At 63.3% G+C, this 20,809-nt stretch carries 17 protein-coding genes; 13 read left to right on the top strand and 4 right to left on the bottom strand.

The features are described 5' to 3' along the window. Positions 1–39 precede the first annotated feature (39 nt). The 12 genes from M1D51_RS10320 to M1D51_RS10265 are packed head-to-tail and all read left to right on the top strand — an operon-like array spanning position 40 to position 13,591. Entirely contained in the window at positions 40–1,149 is a 1,110-nt protein-coding gene (locus tag M1D51_RS10320; protein WP_172324526.1) for a Gfo/Idh/MocA family protein, read from the top strand. Further along, positions 1,146–2,165, top strand: coding sequence for an NAD-dependent epimerase/dehydratase family protein (locus M1D51_RS10315; protein WP_458109401.1), 1,020 nt, complete (start codon positions 1,146–1,148; stop codon positions 2,163–2,165). The genes M1D51_RS10320 and M1D51_RS10315 overlap by 4 nt, the downstream gene beginning before the upstream one ends. Beyond that, positions 2,162–3,328: a DegT/DnrJ/EryC1/StrS family aminotransferase gene (locus M1D51_RS10310; protein WP_458109400.1), complete on the top strand. Its 1,167-nt coding sequence runs from the start codon at positions 2,162–2,164 to the stop codon at positions 3,326–3,328. The genes M1D51_RS10315 and M1D51_RS10310 overlap by 4 nt, the downstream gene beginning before the upstream one ends. After that, the gene (locus M1D51_RS10305) at positions 3,325–3,987 is read left to right on the top strand and encodes an acetyltransferase (RefSeq protein WP_458109399.1); all 663 of its coding nucleotides are present in this window, start codon (positions 3,325–3,327) and stop codon (positions 3,985–3,987) included. The genes M1D51_RS10310 and M1D51_RS10305 overlap by 4 nt, the downstream gene beginning before the upstream one ends. Continuing rightward, a complete protein-coding gene (locus tag M1D51_RS10300; RefSeq protein WP_458109398.1) occupies positions 3,984–5,057 on the top strand; it encodes a glycosyltransferase in 1,074 nt (357 codons plus the stop codon). The genes M1D51_RS10305 and M1D51_RS10300 overlap by 4 nt, the downstream gene beginning before the upstream one ends. After that, a complete protein-coding gene (locus M1D51_RS10295; RefSeq protein ID WP_458109397.1) occupies positions 5,054–6,550 on the top strand; it encodes an oligosaccharide flippase family protein in 1,497 nt (498 codons plus the stop codon). Before M1D51_RS10300 ends, M1D51_RS10295 begins: the two co-directional genes overlap by 4 nt. After that, the gene (locus M1D51_RS10290; RefSeq protein WP_458109396.1) at positions 6,547–7,482 is read left to right on the top strand and encodes a DUF6492 family protein; all 936 of its coding nucleotides are present in this window, start codon (positions 6,547–6,549) and stop codon (positions 7,480–7,482) included. Before M1D51_RS10295 ends, M1D51_RS10290 begins: the two co-directional genes overlap by 4 nt. After that, a complete protein-coding gene (locus M1D51_RS10285; protein ID WP_458109395.1) occupies positions 7,479–8,720 on the top strand; it encodes a glycosyltransferase family 1 protein in 1,242 nt (413 codons plus the stop codon). The genes M1D51_RS10290 and M1D51_RS10285 overlap by 4 nt, the downstream gene beginning before the upstream one ends. Further along, complete coding sequence (locus tag M1D51_RS10280) at positions 8,717–10,165, top strand: O-antigen ligase family protein (RefSeq protein ID WP_172324298.1); 1,449 nt, start codon at positions 8,717–8,719, stop codon at positions 10,163–10,165. Before M1D51_RS10285 ends, M1D51_RS10280 begins: the two co-directional genes overlap by 4 nt. After that, on the top strand, positions 10,153–10,992 hold the full coding sequence (locus M1D51_RS10275; protein ID WP_253951545.1) for a YveK family protein: 840 nt from the start codon (positions 10,153–10,155) through the stop codon (positions 10,990–10,992). The genes M1D51_RS10280 and M1D51_RS10275 overlap by 13 nt, the downstream gene beginning before the upstream one ends. A 20-nt stretch (positions 10,993–11,012) precedes the next feature. Continuing rightward, positions 11,013–12,254 carry an exopolysaccharide biosynthesis GT4 family glycosyltransferase EpsE gene (gene epsE, locus M1D51_RS10270; protein WP_458109394.1) on the top strand — a complete coding sequence of 414 codons (1,242 nt, stop codon included), beginning with the start codon at positions 11,013–11,015 and terminating at the stop codon, positions 12,252–12,254. Continuing rightward, entirely contained in the window at positions 12,251–13,591 is a 1,341-nt protein-coding gene (locus M1D51_RS10265) for a hypothetical protein (protein ID WP_458109393.1), read from the top strand. The genes epsE and M1D51_RS10265 overlap by 4 nt, the downstream gene beginning before the upstream one ends. Here the strand turns inward: M1D51_RS10265 and M1D51_RS10260 are convergent, their stop codons facing one another. The 3 genes from M1D51_RS10260 to rfbB form a co-directional block, all read right to left on the bottom strand. Next, entirely contained in the window at positions 13,592–16,324 is a 2,733-nt protein-coding gene (locus M1D51_RS10260; protein ID WP_458109392.1) for a WecB/TagA/CpsF family glycosyltransferase, read from the bottom strand. A 189-nt stretch (positions 16,325–16,513) separates the two neighbouring features. Next, positions 16,514–17,923 (bottom strand): sugar nucleotide-binding protein, encoded by a 1,410-nt coding sequence (locus tag M1D51_RS10255; protein ID WP_458109391.1) that lies wholly within the window; start codon positions 17,921–17,923, stop codon positions 16,514–16,516. A 3-nt stretch (positions 17,924–17,926) separates the two neighbouring features. After that, entirely contained in the window at positions 17,927–18,925 is a 999-nt protein-coding gene (rfbB, locus tag M1D51_RS10250) for a dTDP-glucose 4,6-dehydratase (RefSeq protein WP_458109390.1), read from the bottom strand. 53 nt (positions 18,926–18,978) lie between these two features. Here rfbB and rfbA point away from each other — a divergent pair, with 53 nt between their 5' ends. Continuing rightward, entirely contained in the window at positions 18,979–19,851 is an 873-nt protein-coding gene (gene rfbA, locus M1D51_RS10245; RefSeq protein WP_458109389.1) for a glucose-1-phosphate thymidylyltransferase RfbA, read from the top strand. On the opposite strand, the gene M1D51_RS10240 is transcribed toward rfbA, so the two are convergent. After that, the gene (locus tag M1D51_RS10240; RefSeq protein ID WP_458109388.1) at positions 19,848–20,780 is read right to left on the bottom strand and encodes an aldo/keto reductase; all 933 of its coding nucleotides are present in this window, start codon (positions 20,778–20,780) and stop codon (positions 19,848–19,850) included. The genes rfbA and M1D51_RS10240 overlap by 4 nt on opposite strands. Positions 20,781–20,809 lie beyond the last annotated feature (29 nt).

Raw genomic sequence — 20,809 nt, 5'->3', positions numbered from 1 at the left:
GACAAGAACCGCGCTTTCAACACAGAAGTCGAGTGGGAAATGAGCATACGAACTATTCCATCAGGACAACTGAACGGCCACGCACTGCGGCCAAAGCTTCGCATTGCAGTGGTGGGGGCAGGATATTGGGGTCCGAATCTTGCCAGGAACCTGAAAGCCAGCCCCGATTGGGACCTGGTGGCTATTTGCGACCTGGACGTGGAACGGGGTCTCAGGCTCGCTGAAACGGTGGGCGGGGTGGCCGTCGTCGAGTCTTTGGATGAGCTGTTGGACACCTATAACCTGGACGCCGTGGCGGTGGCCACGCCGGCACATACCCATCACGGAGTGGTGATGACGGCGCTTCGGGCGGGGAAGCATGTGCTGGTGGAGAAGCCGCTGGCGGACAGCCGGGCAAAGGGCCTGGAAATGGTTGAGGAAGCCAAAGCCAGGGGCTTGGTGTTAATGGCTGACCACACCTACTGTTTTACCCCGGCCGTCCTGAAGATCCAGGAGCTCGTAGCCACCGGGGCATTGGGCGATATCCTCTATGTCGATTCGGTCCGCATCAACCTGGGCCTGGTCCAACCGGACGTCAACGTCTTCTGGGACCTCGCCCCCCATGACCTTTCCATCCTGGACTTCGTGCTGCCGGGCGGCTTGCATCCCACGGAGATAGCGGCCCATGGGGCAGATCCGCTGGGTACCGGCCGTGACTGCGTGGGACATTTGACCTTTGGGCTTCCCAACGACGCCATGGTCCACATCCACGTGAACTGGCTCAGTCCTACCAAGATCCGGCAGATGATCATCGGAGGGTCAAAGAGGACCCTCGTGTGGGATGACCTCAATCCGCAGCAGCGCCTCAGCGTCTACGACCGCGGCGTGAGCCTGGAACAGCAGCCCAGGTCCGCAGCTGACAAGCGGACCTCCGCCATTTCCTACCGCTTGGGGGACACGTGGTCCCCGGCATTGCAGGAGCGCGAGCCCTTGGGCCAAGTGGTGGCCGAGCTGGCTTCCTCCATTCGTAACCACACCATGCCCCGTACCAGCGGTGAATCCGGGCTCCGTGTCCTGTCCGTACTGGAAGCCGTCACGCAAAGCCTGAGCACCGACGGGCAGTCCACCGTGGTAGCCGGCAACGAAGTCAATCTCCAGGTTGCACGGTGAAAAATCTTCTGGGCGCCAACGTCCTGGTCACCGGTGGCGCCGGAACCATAGGGTCAACCCTGGTAGACCAACTGCTCGACGCCGGTGCGGCGCACGTGGACGTCCTGGATAACCTCGTGCGGGGACGCCTCGCAAACTTGGAGGATGCCCTGGCCAGTGAACGGGTGGACCTGGTGGAGGGTGACCTGCGGGACCGCGACCTGGTGCACGACCTCACCCGCGGCAAAGACCTGGTGTTCCACCAGGCAGCCATCCGGATCACCCAATGCGCCGAAGAACCACGGTTGGCTCTTGAAGTACTGGTGGACGGGACGTTCAACGTGCTCGAAGCCGCCACCGAACACCCTGTGGACAAGCTCGTACTGGCCTCCAGTGCCTCGGTCTACGGCATGGCCGAAGAATTTCCCACCACCGAACGCCACCACCATCACAACAACGACACGTTCTACGGGGCAGCCAAATCCTTCAACGAGGGAATGGCAAGGAGCTTTCGGGCGATGTCAGGCCTGAACTACGTGGCACTGAGGTACTTCAACGTCTACGGCCCAAGGATGGACGTACACGGGCTCTACACCGAAGTGCTGGTCCGTTGGATGGAGCGGATCGTCGATGGCCGTCCGCCATTGGTCTTCGGCAGCGGGCAGCAAACCATGGATTTCATCCATACCGCCGACGTAGCCAGGGCCAACGTCCTGGCGGCAGCCGGCAACATCACCGAGGGCGTCTATAACGTGGCCAGCGGACACGAAACCAGCCTCGCGGGATTGGCCCGGACGCTGCTTGATGTCATGGAGTCCCCCCTGCACCTGGAGCATGGACCGGAAAGGGCGGTCAACGGTGTGGCGCGTCGCCTGGCCGATACCTCGGCCGCACGCCAGGACCTCGGCTTCGAGGCTGCGGTGGGCCTGGAGGATGGACTGCGCTCGCTGGTTGCCTGGTGGCGGCCGCTGCGCGAAGAGATTGCCGCAACGCGGACCACCAGCCACAGTGACGCCACGGTAGGCGGTGCAAGATGACAACCTCCGGGCTCCACTTGGCACGCATCGATGTCATGAAGCCGTGGCTGGGCGTGGAGGAAGCCCAGGCAGTGGCCGAGGTGATCGCCTCAGGGTGGGTAGCCCAAGGTCCCAAGGTCCGCGAATTCGAGGAAGCGTTCTGCCAGGTGCAACAGGCAGGCTTCGCCGTGGCAACTTCCAGTTGCACCACCGCACTGCACTTGGCCCTGGTGGCCGCCGGGGTGGGCCCGGGGGATGACGTGGTAGTGCCATCGTTCTCCTTCATCGCCACAGCGAATGCGGCAACGTATGTGGGAGCGCGTCCGGTCTTTGCCGACGTCGACGTCCTGACCGGCTGTGTCACCGCTGAGACAGTGCAGGCAGCACTGACTCCGGCCACCAAAGCTGTAATCGCCGTTGATCAAGGCGGGGTGCCCGTTGACCTGGTTCCCCTCCGCGCGCTGTGCGATCCCCTGGGGATCACCGTTGTCGAAGATGCTGCGTGTGCCATTGGATCCCGATACCACGGCCGGCCTGTGGGGGCAGGAGCGGAAGTGGCGGCCTGGTCCTTCCACCCGCGAAAGGTCCTCACCACAGGGGAGGGCGGCATGCTCTCCACCTCACGGCGGGACGTCGCCGATTCCTCGCGCCGCCTCCGGGAACACGCCATGAGTGTCTCTGCTGCCGAGCGGCATGCCAGCATTCTTGCTCCCCCGGAGGAGTACCTCGAGATCGGGTTCAACTACCGCATGACCGATCTTCAGGCCGCCGTCGGACTCGTCCAACTGGGCCGGCTCCACGAGGTCATCCAACGGAGGCGGGAATTGGCCGCCACCTACGCCAACGCCTTCGCAGGTGTTGACGGGCTCCGGCTGGTCAGCGACCCGGACTACGGAACCAGCAATTTCCAATCATGCTGGCTTGAAGTCGGACCCGGCTTTCCCCTGGGACGGGACGGGCTGATGTCCGTAATGGCCGAGGACGGCATCTCTGCCCGACGCGGAATCATGGCAGCCCACCGTCAACCGGCATACGCCGGAAAAGACACCGGCGACGCGTCCTTGCAGGCCACAGAATGGCTGACGGACCACACGATCATCCTGCCCCTCTACCACCAGCTTTCACTGCATGACCAGGTCCGGGTCATCGATTCAGTGCTTCGGGCAGCGGGTCCACTGACATGAGCGAACTTCTCCTCATCGCAGCCAGCGGCCTGGCCAGGGAAGTCCTGGCGATGGTTCGCAGCAACGGGCCCTTTGACGTGGTGGGAATCCTCGACGACGACGAAGACAAACTGGGGCGGGTGGTGGACGGCGCCCACGTCCTTGGTCCAGTGCGGGACGCCCTGAAATTCCCCCATGCACTGTTGCTGGTATGCATAGGGTCGGGAACGGGGCGGGAAGCAGTGGTGATGCGGCTCCGGACCCTCGGCTTGGATGAAGAACGCTACGCCACAGCGATCGACCCCTCCGTCCAAATACCCGAAGGCTGCATGATCGGCAAGGGCAGCATTCTCCTGGCCCATGTCAGCATGACGGCCTCCGTGACCATCGGCAGCCATGTAGTGGCCATGCCAGGGGTGACCTTCACCCACGATGACGACATCAGCGACTTTGCCACCTTCGCCTCCGGGGTGTCCCTGGGCGGCAACGTGCATATTGGCCGTGCCGCCTACATCGGGATGAATGCCAGCGTCCGCGAGCGCACCTCGATCGGTGCCAATGCCACGATCGGCATGGGTGCGGCGGTTCTTAGCGACGTGCCGGCCGAGGAGACCTGGGCAGGGGTCCCGGCACGGGTGATCCGGCGGGGAAATTCTCCTGCATTGGAGGGCATCCAATGAAATTGATGCGGCCCGTTCCCTTGCGCCACCCGGTCAGTGTTTCAGTGGTGGTGCCTTGCTATAACTACGGACACTTCCTGCCTGAGGCTGTTGCCAGCGCGTTGGAACAGGAAGGCGTGGACGTCGAGGTCATCGTGGTCGATGATGCCTCCACTGATGGCAGCGCCGCCGTGGCGTGGCGGCTGGCCTCCGAGGACCCCCGGATCAGCGTGGTGCTTCACGAAAGAAACCTGGGTCACATCGCAACGTACAACGACGGCCTCTCCAGGGCCCGGGGCCGGTACGTGACGCTTCTGTCCGCGGATGACTTGATAGCCCCCGGGGCGCTGGCCCGGGCTGCGGCACTGATGGAAGCCAATCCGAAGGTGGGAATGGTGTACGGCCTTCCCCGGGACTTCACGGACAGGCCTCCGGCGGCTGCCGCCCATGAACACAGCACGTGGACCGTTTGGGGCGGCCGGGCGTGGATTTCACTGGCCTGCGCCAGGGGCAGGAACTTCATCCTCTCGCCCGAGGCGGTGATGAGGACGGCGGCGGTGCTCACTGTAGGTGCTTACAGCACCACCCTGCCGCACTCGGGGGACCTGGAGTATTGGCTGCGGGCTGCGGGTTCCTGGGATGTGGGCCGGATCAACGGGCCGGTGCAGGCTTTCTACCGGGTCCATGGTGCCAACATGCACCAAACCGAGTTCGCAGCGGCCGCGGTGGATCTGAAGCACCGGTTGGCGGCTTTCAGGGTCCTTGAGGACTCGCGGTTTCCGGGAAATCCGGAGATCCGGGCCCGGCAGGTGCGGCGGGCCAAGTGTGCCCTCAGCAAGGAGGCCGCGCAGTTGGGGTTCAGGGAAATGGACAGGGGCGGCCCGGTGGAGTCCGCTGTTGAACTGCGCAAGTTTATCGAATGCCTCCACGAAGTGCCCGGGAACATTCACCGGGCCAATGCCTTGCAGGCCAGGATTGCCCGGGCGGCCCGGGGCCGGAAGCCGGGTCCGGGAAGGCTGGCGGCCGGGTTTGTGCGAAGCCAGCTGGACCGGGTCCGGTGGCGGTTATGGGCCATGACGGGAATCTCGTGACTACCCTCAGCGGCCAGGACCGCACACTGGGCAACCGGGCTGCGAGCGCCACGCTTTGGGGCGGCGTCAACATGGCCTTGGGCAGGATTGTCCAGTTTGCCACCACCATCATCGTGGCCCGGATGATTGCTCCAGAGCACTTTGGGGCATTGGCGGTGGCTATTGTGGTCCAGACCATCGCAACGAACATGGCCGAGCTTGGTGCGACTGCGGCTTTGGCGCGCGGCACAGGGGATCCGGACAGGATTGCCCCTACGGTCTTCTCCATTGCGTTGGTAACGAGCGGTGTCATGACGGCGGCGGCGATCGCCTTGGCACCTGCCTTGGCGGCGGCCTTTGATGACCCGGCTGCGACGCCCGTGATCCAGGTACTCTCCCTCACTATCCTCATTCAAGGTGTTGGTGCCGTTCCTTCGACCATGGTGTGGCGGGAGTTCCTGCAAAAGCCGAGGGTCGTCGTCGACCTCTGCAGCCTGGTCACCGTCTTGGTACTGGTGGTGCCGATGGCGCTGGACGGTTGGGGAGCGATGGCGCTCGCCTGGTCCAGGGTCGGCGGGCAGCTGGTGGCCATGGCGGGCTACTGGATCATTACGCCCAAGAGGTTCGGCCCTGGGTTTGACCGGACGGTTGCTGTGGAAGTTCTGCGGCTGGGCATGCCGCTGGCCATGGCCAACCTGGTGGTGTTCGTGACGCTGAACGTTGACTACCTACTGATTGGCCGGATGCTGGATCCGACGGCGCTTGGCTTGTATCTGCTCGCTTTCAATCTGGCGGGGTTGCCGAGCGCCGTCATCACTTCGGTGATCAGGGCAACTGCCGTTCCGGTTTTCGGCCGCCTGTATACGGAGGGCGGGCTGGGGCTGCTGGCTGGCCGGTTCGTGGCTGGGGTTGCCTACGTCGCTTTTCCGATTTCGGCGCTGGTTGTTGGTTTGGCCCACCCACTGGTCCTGGCCTTTTTTGGTTCCAGGTGGGAGCCGGCGTCGGTCGCCTTGGCAACTTTGGGGGTCTTCGGGGCGGCGAGGATTCTGGTTGAACTGTTCGCTGACCTTTCCGTCGGGGCGGGCCGGACAGCGTGGCTGTTCTGGGTTCAAGTGGCGTGGCTCGCAGTCCTGGTACCGGCCCTTTATTTCTCGATCCGGCAGTGGGGGATAGCGGGGGCAGGAATGGCGCATGCTGCTGCCGCCTGCCTGGTTGTCATCCCGTTGTACCTCAAGGTTCTGAGCTCCGTGTTGGGTGTCCGGGCTTGGGATTTGGTGCGTGGAAGTATCGCTCCTCTAGTGGCGGCAATAGCGGCCGGATATGCGGCCCGGCTTGCCACGATGGGCATCACGGAACCGTGGATGGCGGTTGTGCTGGGAAGTTTGCTGGGCGCAGCCCTTTATGTGCTGCTGACGTTCCGGCAGGGGAAACAACTGGCGGGGACAGTGCGTGGCTTGCTCGGGCAAGGGCCATCCCTTCCTGTGCGGGCGCATGAAATGGAAGGGCCGGCATGATGGGGAAGCACCGGGCCACGAATCGGGGCACCTTGGGCAGCGGGGAGCTGGCAGTGGTGACTCCGAGCTATTTGCCGGATCGTGAGTTGTGCGGGGACCTCAACAACTCAGTGCTTGAGATGACTGATCCCGGCGTGGTGCACCACATCGTGGTGCCGGACCGCGATTTTCCTGCCTTCAGCGGCCTGCGCGGGCCCCGGACAGCAGTGCACGCAGCGCGGGACTTCCTTCCGGCCTCGTTTTTCAGGTCCCCGGGTTACAACGTTTGGATCAATGCAGCCCGCCCTTGGCCACCGGTCCGCGGGTGGATCGCCCAGCAGATTATCAAACTGGCTGTTGTGGCACGGCTGGATGTCGCCGGGGCCCTGCTCCTGGACTCCGATAGTGTGCTCATTCGCCATACAACCCTTGATACGTTCCGCCGGAACGGACGCATTCCCCTTTACCGAGCACCAGGGGCCGTTGACGCGACCCTTCCCGGGCACAGGCTCTGGCATGTCTCGGCCCGGCGGCTGCTGGGCCTTGCGCCTCCTCCGGACGGCGACTTGGCCGACTACATTTGCTGGCCGTGCTTGTGGGAGCCTTCGGTAGTGAGGGACATGCTCGGGCACGTCGAGGACGTCACGGGCCGGGATTGGTCCACCGCCATCGGCGGGCAGCTGCACTTCTCTGAAATGATGCTCTACGGCCTCTATGTCGATGAAGTTGCCGGTGGCCCGGAGGCCAGCGTCAGCGAAATGCGGGCGATCGTCCACTCCGCCGAAGTACCCCTTGGCCAGGAGGAGATCGAGCATCTCCTGCGCGAGGCACCCCAGGACAAGAGCTTGTTGATGCTCTCCGCCAAAGCGGGGATACCCCTGGAGGTGCGCAGGCAGGCACTTCATTCGTTCCGCCACGCCTCCCTTGGCCCTGAAAGGGGGGATGCGCGGTGAGAGGCCTTGCAGGAAGGGTCATCAGCCAGGCGAGGCACGATGGCTGGGGTTCGGTCGCCACCAAGGTGTTGCACAGGACAGCTGTCAAAGCGCTGGAAAACCTTGCCTGGGCGGAGCCCACGCTTCCTGTTCGTCCTGAGGACATCATGGACCTGGACAGGCGACGTGCGGCCGCCGGTGCCCGTCCAAGAACGGGCAGCCTTGACGTCGGCTGGGTCTGCACACCGCCTGGGCCCGGTTCCGGAGGCCACACCACGTTTTTCCGCATGGTGCAGGCCTTGGGCGAGCGTGGCCATCGATGCACGCTCTTCCTTTACGATCGCAACAACGACGACGTGTCCCGGCATACCTCCGTCATCCGGCAATACTGGCCTGAAGTCAACGCCCGGATTCGGAGTGTGGCCGACGGCTTCGAAGGTATGGACGCGGTGGTCGCCAGTTCATGGCCAACCGCGTACGCGGCAGCCGCCCGGCGGGGTCCGGACCTTCACAGCTTCTACTTCATCCAGGATTACGAGCCCTACTTCTATCCCCGCGGCACGTTGTATTGGCTGGCAGAGGACAGCTACAGACTGGGATTCACCACCATCGGCCTCGGAGAGATGATCGCCGCCGTGATGAAGGCAGAAACCGGGCAGGCTCCCGACGCCACGGTCCCGTTCGCCTGCGACACAGCTACCTACCGCCTCCTGGACAGGCCAGAGAGCCGCGCTTCCCGCCAAGGGGTGGTCTACTACGCCAAGCGTGCAGTGGATCGACGCGGCTACCTTTTGGCCAAACTGGCGTTGGAGCACTTCCACACGTTGCATCCGGAGCAGGAAATACACGTTTACGGAGACAAGATCACGGGGTGGTCCATCCCGGTGACCAACCATGGAAACCTCAGCCCGGCAGCACTGAACGATCTCTACAACCGCACCATCGCGGGGTTGGCAATCTCCTTTACCAACATTTCGCTCGTGCCAGAAGAACTGCTGGCCTCAGGCAACGTACCGGTGCTCAATGAATCGTCCTTCGCGGCGCAGGTGATGAGGGACCCCGATGTTCTGTGGGCACCTGCCTCGCCCCGCAAGCTGGCAGAAGCACTTGCACAAGCTGTGGAGGCACCCGATATTTCCGCACGGGCCACGGCGATCGCGCAGCGTCGGCGGCTGGACTGGTCGGTTTCCTGCGAAAACTTCGCCACGATCCTTGAATCGGCCTGTGCCAGGGAACCGGGAAGCCCGGGGCTGCCATGAAGATTTCAAGGACCCTCCCAAGCCTCCGGCGCCCATCACCTCCCGTGCTGGATGACCTCGCTGCCGGCCGATCATCGGCGGGTCCGCACGTGCCCTTGCTGTTGAAGTTCGCCGCCTTCGGAATCTTTTTCTTTCCCTCCAACATGGTCCTGAAACCGCTGGGAGCCGTAGGGACGGTGCCGCTGTTGATCGCACTGCTGCTGTTGGCCGTGTGGATGTGTTCGGTCCTGTTTGGATTGACCAACCCTTTGGATACCCGGCACCCCGGGCGGATGGGCTTCGTCCTCCTCTGGGTAGGGACCTGTGCTTCCTATGCGGCCATGTACTCCGGCTACACAGGGGGCAGCGAAAGCCCTGCACGCGCAGCCGCTGACCGATGGCTGATTCTCCTGCTGGCCAGTGCAGGAATCATACTCGTCACGGCAGAGGCCGTCAGGACCTTGAACGCTGCCATGGCCTTGACCCGGGCCCTATTGGCCGGAGCGGCATTCTGCTGCGTGGTGGCCGCAGTTCAATTCTTCTTTCGGGTTGATCCCATGCAATGGCTGCAAATGGCTATGCCGGGGTTCACCAACAACGGGGGAAACACAACGTTCCAGATACGAGGCTCGCTGATGCGGGTCTCCGGCAGCACTTTCCATTCCATCGAGATGGCCGTTATCTGCGCCATGCTCCTCCCACTGTCCATATGGAGGAGCCTGTATGACCCCCGAGGCAAAAAGTGGGTGCACTGGACCATCACAGCGCTTTTGGTCTTCGCCATCGCCTCCACAGTCTCACGGTCGGGGATCCTGGGCCTCTTGGCTGGGATGGCAGTGTTCCTGCCGTTCCTGCCCCGGTTGGCACGGCGTTGGGCCTTTGTTGCCGCCCCTGTCATTGTTGCCGCCCTGTTCCTTGGCGTACCCGGCCTGGTCGGCACCTTGGCATCCTCCCTGACAGCCGGAGACAGCGATCCCTCCATCACGACCCGGACCAACAACTATCCGCGGGTCGCTGCCATGGTCCAGGAGCATCCCCTGTTCGGTGTCGGCCCGGGAAACTACATGCCAACGAACGCAATACACATCCTTGACAACCAATACCTGAATGCAACTGTCACCATCGGACTGGTGGGACTGGTGGGTTTGATCGCCTACCTGACTTTTCCGGGCCTGTCCGCCCTCCTCGCAGCCCGGGCTTCGCGCCTCCCGGCACTGCGCTGCCTGGCGGGGGCGATCGCTGCGGCAGGAATCGTGGCCGCCATCTGCTCCCTGACCTTCGACTCCATGTCCTTCCCGGTCTTCGCCCTCACCTATCCTTTCATCGTTGGACTGGCCGGCGGAACCTGGAACATGGTCCGCCAGGAACTGGGCCTCCATAAAGAACATGCCGCGCAGGACAACAAAAACGAGTCACCAGAGAGCACCAAGCAACTACTCCCCAAGGAGGAACCATGGACCCCGTAGCCGTCCTCAAAACCCTGTGGAGATACAAAGTCTTCGTACTCCCCGTCCTCTTACTGACGGCCGTGGCGGCGGTATACATGTTCTCCTACGCCCCACGAACCTACGAAGCCCGGACAACCTTCGCCATCGTCACCCCGCAAGTACCAACCTCGGAGCAAATCGAAAAGGATCCGGCCCTGGGCTTGCTCAACAGCGACAATCCCTACTTGCGGTCCGCCGATACCTCCCTCGTGGCCCAGGTTGCCGTGACCCGGTTGAACGATGTTGCCACCGGCGATCTCCTGGCCGCACAAGGCCTGAGCACAGACTACAAAGTGGAACGGCCCTCGGATGCCTTCCTGATCGACATCTCCGGAATCTCAGATGACAAAGCACAGGCCATCAATACAGCCAAAGCACTGGGGGAGCGCCTGGAACAAGACCTTCGGACCATCCAGACTGTCAACGGCGCCTCCGACAGGTACCTGTTCACGGCGCTCGCCGTAGCCTCGCCCGGGAAAGCCACGGAGCAATTTTCCAGCAGGTTGAGGTCGGTCATAGTTGTGGTCGTTGCCGGTCTCGTTCTCACCCTTGGCTCGGTTTCACTGGCTCGTGCCGTGGAGGCTTCCAGGAACCGCGGAAGGAAACCGAAGGACGATTCCAGCAAACGCAGGGACCGCGGCAGCACCGAAACTACTACCTCCTCCATGGTCCTTCCAGGCAAGGACGCAATCAACGACAACAACGCGCTGCCGCCTTCCGAAATCCTCGTAGGCCTCCACCCCCAGCTGCAACCCCGGGAAAACAGGAGAAGCACCGCCCCCGTACAACCAACGAACAGCCGATAACGGCAAGGGAAGATGCAGTAATGACCAGATTCGGCTACCTGGTACCGGAGTTCCCGGGTCAAACGCACGCATTCTTCTGGCGTGAACTCAAAGCACTGGTCGACCTCGGCCATCAACCGGAGCCCGTTTCCACCCGACGCCCAAAGCAGGAGGGCGCCATTCCTCCGTGGGCCGGGAACCATCTACCCGAAATCCATTACCTCACCCCACCACGCATGGCGGATATCGGGGGCACAGCTACATCCGCCCTCGCCGGACTGGGGCATATGGACGCCCTTGCAGCGGCGTCCGGGCTGTTGCGCCGCACCACCGGTACCACGGCGCAAATTCCAGACGTCCTTCGAACGGCCGGACTGTTTTGGGCAGGAGCCGCCCTTGCCCGGCACGCACAAGCCAGGGGCTGGTCACACATCCATGTCCATTCGTGCGCCCACGCCGCCCAAGCTGCGCTGTTCGCCCATTTACTGTCTGGAATCACCTACAGCCTGACCCTCCATGGGCCCCTCAGTGACTACGGACCAAACCAGCATCAGAAATGGATCAACGCCAAGTTCTCCATCGCCATCACTGAGCGGCTGCTGACTGAAGTGCGGGAACAACTGGAAGGCATCATGCCTGAGGACCTCAGCGTGGCACCCATGGGTGTGGAATTGTCCACCTTCAGGCGCACCAGCCTCTACATTCCCTGGGATGGCATCGGAACGGCACGGCTGTTCTGCTGCGGCCGCCTCAACCCCAGCAAAGGCTACGCGGAACTCCTCGCAGCGGTCCGCATCATCGCCAACACCGGAATAGATGTGCAGTTGACCATCGCCGGCGAGGACGAGCTCGGAGGCAGAGGTTACAGGGGAACAGTGGAGAACATCACCAAGGAACTGGATCTAACCCACCGGGTAAGACTCCTGGGCGCCGTCTCCGAAGCCCGGATCAAGGAAGAGCTCGATAAAGCACATGTCTTCACCCTAGCCAGCCACCAGGAACCCCTGGGCGTGGCCATCATGGAAGCCATGGCCATGGAACTTCCCATAGTGGCAACATCAGCAGGCGGTGTCCCGGACCTGATCACCACCGGACAATCGGGTACTTTGGTGGCCCCGGGAAGCCCGGAAACCCTCGCAGATGCAATCCTTCACACTCTCCACCACCCCTCGATCTCCACATCCATGGGACAGCGGGCACGGAGAACCCTGGCCGAATCTTTCGACGTCGCCAAGAGCGCACGTATCCTTGCCGCCCGCATCCAGACGGGAGGCACACGATGAAGGGAAGAACACTGGGCCTCTGGGCCGGCTCAACGCTCGCCATCGCGGCAGTCAGCCTGATCGCCGTCGTCGGTTCAAGCCCGCCGCCGGGTACCCCGGCGTCCCCGGCTCCCGAAACCTCCAACAGCCGCCCCGCCATCCCGGCTTCCTCCCCGGTCCTGAGGGAGGTGGACGGAGGCCCGGACTACTACGGCAAATTCACCAACAGCCTCCCCACAGACCCATCCTTCTTTCCTATCGGCGTGTGGCTCGAAAGCGTCCTGGATCGAGGCAACACTGCCATGGACGCTGCGGCAGGCCTGAACACCTACGTTGAACTGACGGGGAACTCAGACGTCCAGTTGATCAAGGACGCCGGCATGTACGCGCTGCCCACTTTCAGGCATGACGCTGCTGCCGGATTCGTCCTCAGCGATGAAGTGGACATGTGGGCCGGACCGGGGGATGCCCGTTGGACAGGAAAATACCCCGGTGAAGGTGCGCCGTGTTTCCCTGCCGGCACACCGTGCGGGTACACCATTCAAAAGGAACGGCGCGCGACCGCGCCACAGGGCGCCCTGCTCTATTCCAACTACGGCAAGGGCGTCACCTTTTGGGAATCCGACGAGGAAGCGCACGGATTCATCCGGGGAGTCCAGGATGTGGTTTCCGCCGACAACTACTGGTTTACCGATCCCAACATCTGCGGCAAAGGCGAAGGCGGTGCGATCATCGGATACACGAGGGACCTGACCCGTGAGGAATGCCGGCTCGCCGCCAACTACGGCTGGACGATCGACAGACTGCGAAAACTCCAGGACCCCGGCGCCGGAATTCCTGTATGGGCGTTCGTGGAGAACGGCCACCCGTCAGGGGATGTCCCCAACACCACCACCATCACCGGCCCCGAACTCAGGGCCGCCGTGTGGAGCAGCCTCATCCACGGTGCCAGGGGAATCATCTATTTCAACCACAATTTCGGCGGTGAGTGCGTCACCCAACACGTAATAAGGGACTGCGGCCGGAATATCGTGCCCACACTTACCGCCGTCAACCACCAAATCACCACACTCGCCCCAGTACTGAACGCCCCCTTCCTCGACGGCGCCACCACCGCAGCAGGTCCGGTGGATATCACCACCAAACTCCATGACGGAAAGGTCTACGTGTTCGCCGGGGCCAACAAGAACACCGGAGGTCCGGCAAGCTTCCGCCTCCAATGCGGCGGCAGCACCGCCGTCGTGATTGACGAAAACCGCACCATCCCGGTGGTCGAGGGCACCTTCACCGACACTTTCGCCGACGGCAACGCCGTCCACCTCTACCGCATCGAAGGCGGCGGGAGCTGCGGCTTCTGACTACCGGCTGGTCTCGTCCCGCTCCCAGCCGTGTGCCGCCTTGCGCTCCAACAGCGGACGACGGCGGCCGGCCACGGCGAAGGCACCGTAGACCATGGCGTCAATCGCCGAAAACGGCCCGGTGATCGAGCCCAGCAGCTCCCGGAGAGTCCGGGACGTCGACGCTCCGGACTCCTGCCCGTCCTGTTCGGCATTGCCACGGTAACCCCGGCGCAGCACAGCCAACAGGGCAGAGCGCGTCCGTGGAGTCCTCACCACCACCGGCACGGTGGGCAGAACGGCCTTCTCCTCCGCGGTAAAGAGGCGGTCCACGTAATAGTCATCACCGGTCAGGACCGGAAATCCGCCAAGCCGATCATGACCGGCCCTGCTCAGGGCATAAACCCCGGCACCCCAAAGCCCCCGGGCGTTGGACGGTATCCTCGCCCGCGCACGGTAGTAACATTTCACCAGCGCCGAAGCACCCACGGTGTCATAGCGGAACGCCGGACGGGCTGCCAGCAGTGGACCCTCCTGGAGAGAGGCCAGGACCGCGCGGAGGGCCTCCGCAGTGACCTCAATGTCCGCATCAAGGTAAAGCCGCGGCCACCGCTCCGCTACCTGGTCAGCCGCGTTCAACGCAGCCGCCTTCGACGCCGCTCCAACCCGAAGGACCCGCACCCCCTGGAACCCCGAGGCCACCGCCTCCGTCCCATCCGTACACCCATTGCAGGCGACAATAACCTCCACCGTGCCCCAAGCGATCACGCCCTCCAAGGACCGCAAGGTCCTGGCGATGACCGACGCCTCATTGTGGGCAGGAATGATCACAGCACCCGATGGTGGACCCATCTCCTGCACATGACGCCCCTTCCTGCCCGTGGCCTGAGGCAAAGCCTGCCACCGCCGCCGGTCCACCAATGCCAACGCGGCCTCCCGATGCCCAGGCTTGTGGAGCCGGAGAAGCTCCGCAACCAACGCCACCGCCGTAAATCCGGCCAGCCTGCCCCCGCCGCAATACTTAGCCGCATACCGGAGACGATTGACGGACATCAACGCCGTCAACTGCGGCGAACTACCCGAACCCCCACGCTCGTGCCACATCCGGGCAAGGGGCTCAAACCAGATCGAACGGCCCGAATCGCGCACCCTCCGGCAATAATCGGTCTCCTCCGAGTACAGGAAAAACTGTTCATCCCACGCCCCAATGTCCCGGACAGTATCAGCGCTGATCAACATCGCCGCACCCGTTGCCCACTCAACGCGGTGCGCATGAAGATAACTCTCCGAATCAAAGTCCATCTCGGACAACCACCCCGGTCTGCCCCGCACCCGACCACCCAAAGCAGCATCACCCAGCGCTCGCAGAACGCCAGGCTCCCGCCGCAATGACGGGTACACAGAGCCGTCGTCGTCCAGCAGGACCGGAACTGCCATCCCGGCGCCGGAAACGGCCATCCTCCGGCGCAGCGCTGCTACCGCGCCACGCTCCACCCGAAGGTCCGGGTTGAGGATGAGGTAAGCGTCGGCTTCTCCGGCCACCCGCATCGCGGCGTTGATGCCGCCGGCGTACCCGAGGTTGCCCCCGGTACGCACAGCAATAACGTCCGGATGCCGCCGCACCTCGGCCATGGTCCGGTCATCGGGGGAGTTGTCCGCCACCACGACCCTGATGGACTGCTCCGCCGTTTCTTCGCGGAGCCCGGCAACCAGTGCACCGACGTCGTCGGCGTTGTTGTACGTCACCACCAGAACCGCGACGTCGGCCCTGCCCGCCGCCGGGACGAACCGTCCGAAAGTAGCCTTGCCGGACATGTCCTCCGGCGCGTTGGAATCCGAATTAGTGATCCGGGCAGGGTCCCTGACCGTGTCAGGTGGTGCGGTACTGCTGGAGGTCCGCAATCTCAGGTAGGCCCCTGGACCGTCCACCAGGTACCGCTTGGCGAGTCGTCGCGGTTCAAGCATGAGCCGCCATGCCCATTCGAGCCCGTGCGTGCTCGCCCACTCCGGAGCGCGGCTGATCCTGCCGGCGAGGAAGTCAACCACGGCACCGAAGGCCAGCAAGACCTTGGCCCCCGTCAAGGGCCCGTATTCGGCAATCCACAGCTCTTGCCGGGGTTTGCCCAAGCCCACCACAAGGAGGTCCACGGCGTTGCCGGCGATGTCAGCGGCCAAACGCCGGGAGGAGTCCACATCATTGAGGACCGGGCGCTCAGGCGCCCACCAGCCCGCCACCTTCAAACCGGGGCGTTCCCGGGCAAACCTGTTCCGGATCAGCTCATGGGCCTGCCCGCTTCCACCCAGGAAACCCACACGGAGACCCCGGCGTTCGGCCTCATCCAGCAAAGGGCCCACCATGTCGCTGCCGGCCAGCCTTGGCCAAGCCCGGCCCGTGATCCTCGCCGCTTCGGTGACCAACGGCGCACCATCGAGCAGCGTCAACCATTCCACCGGGGCAGGCTGGTCCAACGTTCCCTGCCACCGGCTCCCGGCACCGAAATGGCGGAGGTGGTCAAGGTTGGCCGAACAAATGCCCAACGGTTTCAGGCCGCCGGCCACTGCACGGTCCATGATCAGCTCCACAGCCGGCTGGAAGCCCATCAGTTTGACCAGGGCGCCTCCCAGGTTCACCCACTGTTCTTCGCTGGAACGGCGCTCATGCGTGGTGAACAGCATGGCGCTGCTGTTCACCTGCAGGGCAGAACCCGGGCGGGGGAGTGCGCCGTGTCGGGGCGCAATCTTCGGCAGCAGCATTCTCGGCTCTCCAGGCTTCAGGGTCCAACTCAGGACACAACAATTGAGCCGGCGATCCACGCTGCTGCACTGCCTGGATCGCCGCGGGCAACCGGAGTTGCCCTTCGAACATGTTCACTTGAGTTGTCTCCCGGCCCTGCCTCACATGGGCTGCCGTACGGCCACTGTAGGCCTTTTTCCCGGTGGCCGCTAGGTTTCCAAACCGTCCAAATACTCGCTCAGGCGCAGGTGTGTTGGAGCCGGGTCAAATCCGGCGGCCCTGATTTTTGAAAGGTCAAGGACGCTGCTGCGGGGCCGCGGGGCGGTCCCGGGCTTGGCATAGTCTGCGGTGCTGACATTCTTCACCCGTCCGGGGTCCGCCCCGTAATGCCGGAACACTTCCCGGGCAATGCCCGCCCAGGATGCCGCTTCGCCGCTATTGCTGACGTTGTACGTGCCGTACGGGGCCCGCGTATCTACCAAATGGCGGATGGCGGCGGCGATGTCGGCGGCAAAGCTCAGCCTGCCCCACTGGTCATCGACCACCGCCGGCGACGCCCCCTGCCTGGCAAGTGCGGCCATCGTTCGAACAAAGTTTCGACCCCCACCTACTACCCAGCTGGTTCGCACGATGTAATGCCGCAGCACTGCGGCCACGGCTGCATCCCCGGCCGCTTTGCTTTGGCCGTATACCCCCAGTGGCGTCGGAGTTTCGTCTTCCCGGTGAACGTCTTCGGTTCCGTCGAAGACGTAGTCGCTGGAGACATGGACCAGCGTCAGTGAATGCTCGACGGCGGTTCTCGCCAAGCCGGCCACGGCGGTTGCGTTGATGGCCCAGGCGGCTGCACGGCCTTCCCTGGTCTCCGCGGCGTCAACCCCTGTAAAGGCCGCTGCGTTGATGATGGTGGAGTACTTCCGCCAATCCCGTGCCGCAGACCATTGCGCTGACGTGAGATCCAGGTCTGCACGGCCGGCAAATTCAACGCTGTCCAGGCCGGCATACGCGCTCCGCAGGGCTTTGCCGAGTTGCCCGTCCGCTCCGAGCACCAGCGTTCGCCGCGGTTGCATGGGCTTGACGTCCGGCAGCCGCGGATGGTTCTTATCCTGCGGCGACAGGACAGCCCGGGTGAGGGGAATCGGCCAGGGAACGGCGGCGTGGGCGTCGGCAGCGTTGAGGAAGGTGTAGTCCTTCTGTGCCTCCGCAGTCCAATGATCGTTGACCAGGTAGGTGTACACGGTGTCGTCCTCCAGCGTTTGGAAGGCGTTGCCAACACCCCGGGGAACGTACACCGCGTCCTTGGCCGTCATTTCCGCGCAGAACATCGTTCCGAAGCCGGGGCCCTCGCGCAGGTCCACCCAGGCACCGAAGATTTTGCCCGTTGCCACTGAAATGAACTTGTCCCACGGTTCGGCATGGATTCCCCGGGTGGTACCACGCGCGGCATTGAACGAGATGTTGTTTTGCACCGGCCCGAAATCCGGAAGCCCCCACTCCAGCATCTTGTTCCGATGCCAGTTTTCCTTGAACCATCCGCGGTCATCTCCATGAATTGGCAACTCAAAGAGCACCAGTCCGGGGATTGTCGTCGTCCGTGAGCGCAGACCCTGTGCCGGCTCCATGGCTTAGTGGCCTTGACCGGCGTATTTGGATTCGGTCGACGCTTTCTGTGGTCGCCACCAGTCTTCGTTGTCCCTGTACCACTGAACGGTGTCGGCCAGCCCGGCGTCGAAATCCGAGTATCGGGGCGACCATCCGAGTTCCCGGCGCAGCTTGCTGGAATCGATGGCGTAGCGGAGGTCATGGCCGGGGCGGTCAGTCACCAGATCGTAGGCGTCGGTGGGCAGCCCCGTGATGGACAGCAGCTTTTCCACCACTTCCTGGTTGGACCGTTCTCCGTCGGCCCCGATCAGGTAAGTCTCGCCCACGCGCCCACCCTCAAGGATGGCCACCACAGCCGATGAATGGTCCTCCACATGGATCCAGTCCCGGACGTTGCGTCCATTGCCGTAGAGGCGGGGCCGGGACCCTTCCAGGATGTTGGTGATCTGACGGGGAATGAACTTCTCAACGTGCTGGTAGGGACCGTAGTTGTTGGAGCAATTGCTGATGGTTGCCTTGAGCCCGAAGGACCTGACCCATGCCCGCACCAGCAGGTCCGAGCCCGCCTTCGTGGCAGAGTACGGGCTGGTGGGCCGGTAGACGGATTCTTCGGTGAACCTGCCCGGTTCATCCAGGGCAAGGTCGCCATAGACCTCGTCCGTGGAGATGTGATGGAAGCGGGTGCCATGCTTCCGTGCGGCTTCGATCAGGGTGAAAGTTCCCAGCAGGTTGGTGTCCAGGAACGGCCGCGGTTCTTCCAGGGAGTTGTCGTTGTGGGATTCGGCGGCAAAATGCACCACAGCGTCCGCGTCGGCAGTCAGGGGCTCCACTACCGCAGCATCACAAATGTCGCCCTGAACGAAAGAGAAGCGCTCAGGGGGCAAACCGGCCAAGGATCCGATGTTGCCTGCGTAGGTCAATTTATCCAAGACCGTGACATGCAGGCCGGTGTGCCCCATGATGTAGTGGACAAAGTTGCATCCGATGAATCCGGCCCCGCCGGTGACAAGGATTCTCTGCATGGCCCTAGAGTAGCCGTCCGCGGCGGCACTGGGCACAGGTGAGGACGGCAGGTTTGCGAGGAATTATTCTTGCAGGTGGGACGGGTTCAAGGCTTCATCCCATCACGCTCGGAATCAGCAAGCAGTTGGTTCCGGTGTTCGATAAACCCATGATCTATTATCCGCTGTGCACACTGATGCTCGCCGGGATCCGGGATGTCCTGATCATCACCACTCCCGGCGATGCCGCCCAGTTCCAGCGGCTCCTGGGCGACGGCTCACAGTTTGGGATCAACCTCACGTACGCGGAACAGCCGACGCCGGACGGGCTGGCCCAGGCGTTCATCCTGGGGGAGCAGCACATTGGAAGCGGCAAGGTGGCCCTGATCCTCGGGGACAACATCTTCAACGGGCCCGGCATGGGCAACCAGTTGCGCCACTATGTGGACGTCGACGGCGGGGCCATCTTCGGGTACTGGGTCAAGGATCCGTCGGCCTACGGTGTGGTGGAATTCGACGACGACGGCCTGGCGGTGTCCATCGAAGAGAAGCCGGCCTTCCCCAAAAGCAACTACGCCGTCCCCGGCTTGTACTTCTATGACAACAACGTCGTTGCCATGGCAAAGGACCTAAAGCCGTCACCGCGCGGGGAACTTGAGATCACGGACATCAACCGGAACTACATGGAAATGGGGCAACTGCACGTGCAGAAGTTTCCCCGCGGCACAGCATGGTTGGACACCGGCACCTTCAGCGACCTGAACGATGCGTCGAACTATGTTCGCACCACGGAGAACCGGCAGGGTTTGAAGATCGGTGCGCCTGAAGAGGTGGCGTGGCGGATGGGCTACCTGAACGACGACGAACTTCGCCAACAGGCTGCCAAGCTGGCCAAGAGCGGATACGGCAGCTACCTGCTGGACATCCTGGACCGCCGGCAGGACTAGGCTGCGGAAACGTCTTCCAAGGCGCGTCCGATCTCCGCCGGCAGCACCGTCAATTGGGCGTCCAGGAGCTCTTTGAGCTGTACCGCGTTTCTGGCGCCGACAATCGCCGTCGCCACACCGGGCCGGGACAGCAGCCAGCTTAGGGACACGTCCAAGGGTGAGCGCCCCAGGCCGCGCGCAGCCATGGCCACTGCTTCGACCACCCGCGAGGCCCTCGGCTCGAGGTAGGGCTCGACATACGCAGCCAGGCGGTTCTGCGCAGCACGGGAATCCGCTGGGATCTGTCCCCGGTACTTGCCGCTCAGGACACCCCGGCCCAACGGTGCCCACGCCATGAGGCCCAAACCGGCGTCCTCCACGGCAGGGATCAGTTCGTCTTCTGCCCTGCGCTGGACCAAGGAATACTCGGACTGGTTGGCAACCAGTGTGAAGCCTGCAACGGCAGCGGCTTTGGCGGTCTGCCAGCCGTTGTAGTTCGAAATTCCCACGTACCGGGCCCGGCCCGTCCGTTGGGCAAGCTCCAACGCGGAAAGGGTCTCCTCGAGGGGAACGTTCGGGTCCCACTCGTGGGCGAACCAGATGTCGATGTAGTCGGTTCCCAGCCTTGCGAGGCTGGCATCGAGTGCGGACAGCATGGCCCCGCGTGAAGCATTGATGCTGCGCCTGGAGTCCGACGACGACACGCCGGCTTTGGTGGAGATGACCAGTTCGGAGCGGGCTACCACGTCGCCCAGCATGGAGCCAAGCATGGCCTCTGCCTGCCCTTGGGCGTAGGAGGCTGCTGTATCAACCACTGTTCCGCCCGCGGCGACGAACGCGTGGAGGACTTCGGCAGCGTCCTGCTCATCGGTCTCCTGTGCCCAGGACATCGTTCCAAGCGACAAGGAGGACACACGGAACCCACTGTTCCCGACATAACGCTGCTGCATAGCTGCTAGCTTACGGGGAGTTCCCGGTC

Source organism: Arthrobacter sp. R3-55 (assembly GCF_054161505.1).
The sequence above is the reverse complement of the archived record's forward strand: the minus strand, read 5'-3'. Positions and strand labels throughout refer to the sequence as shown.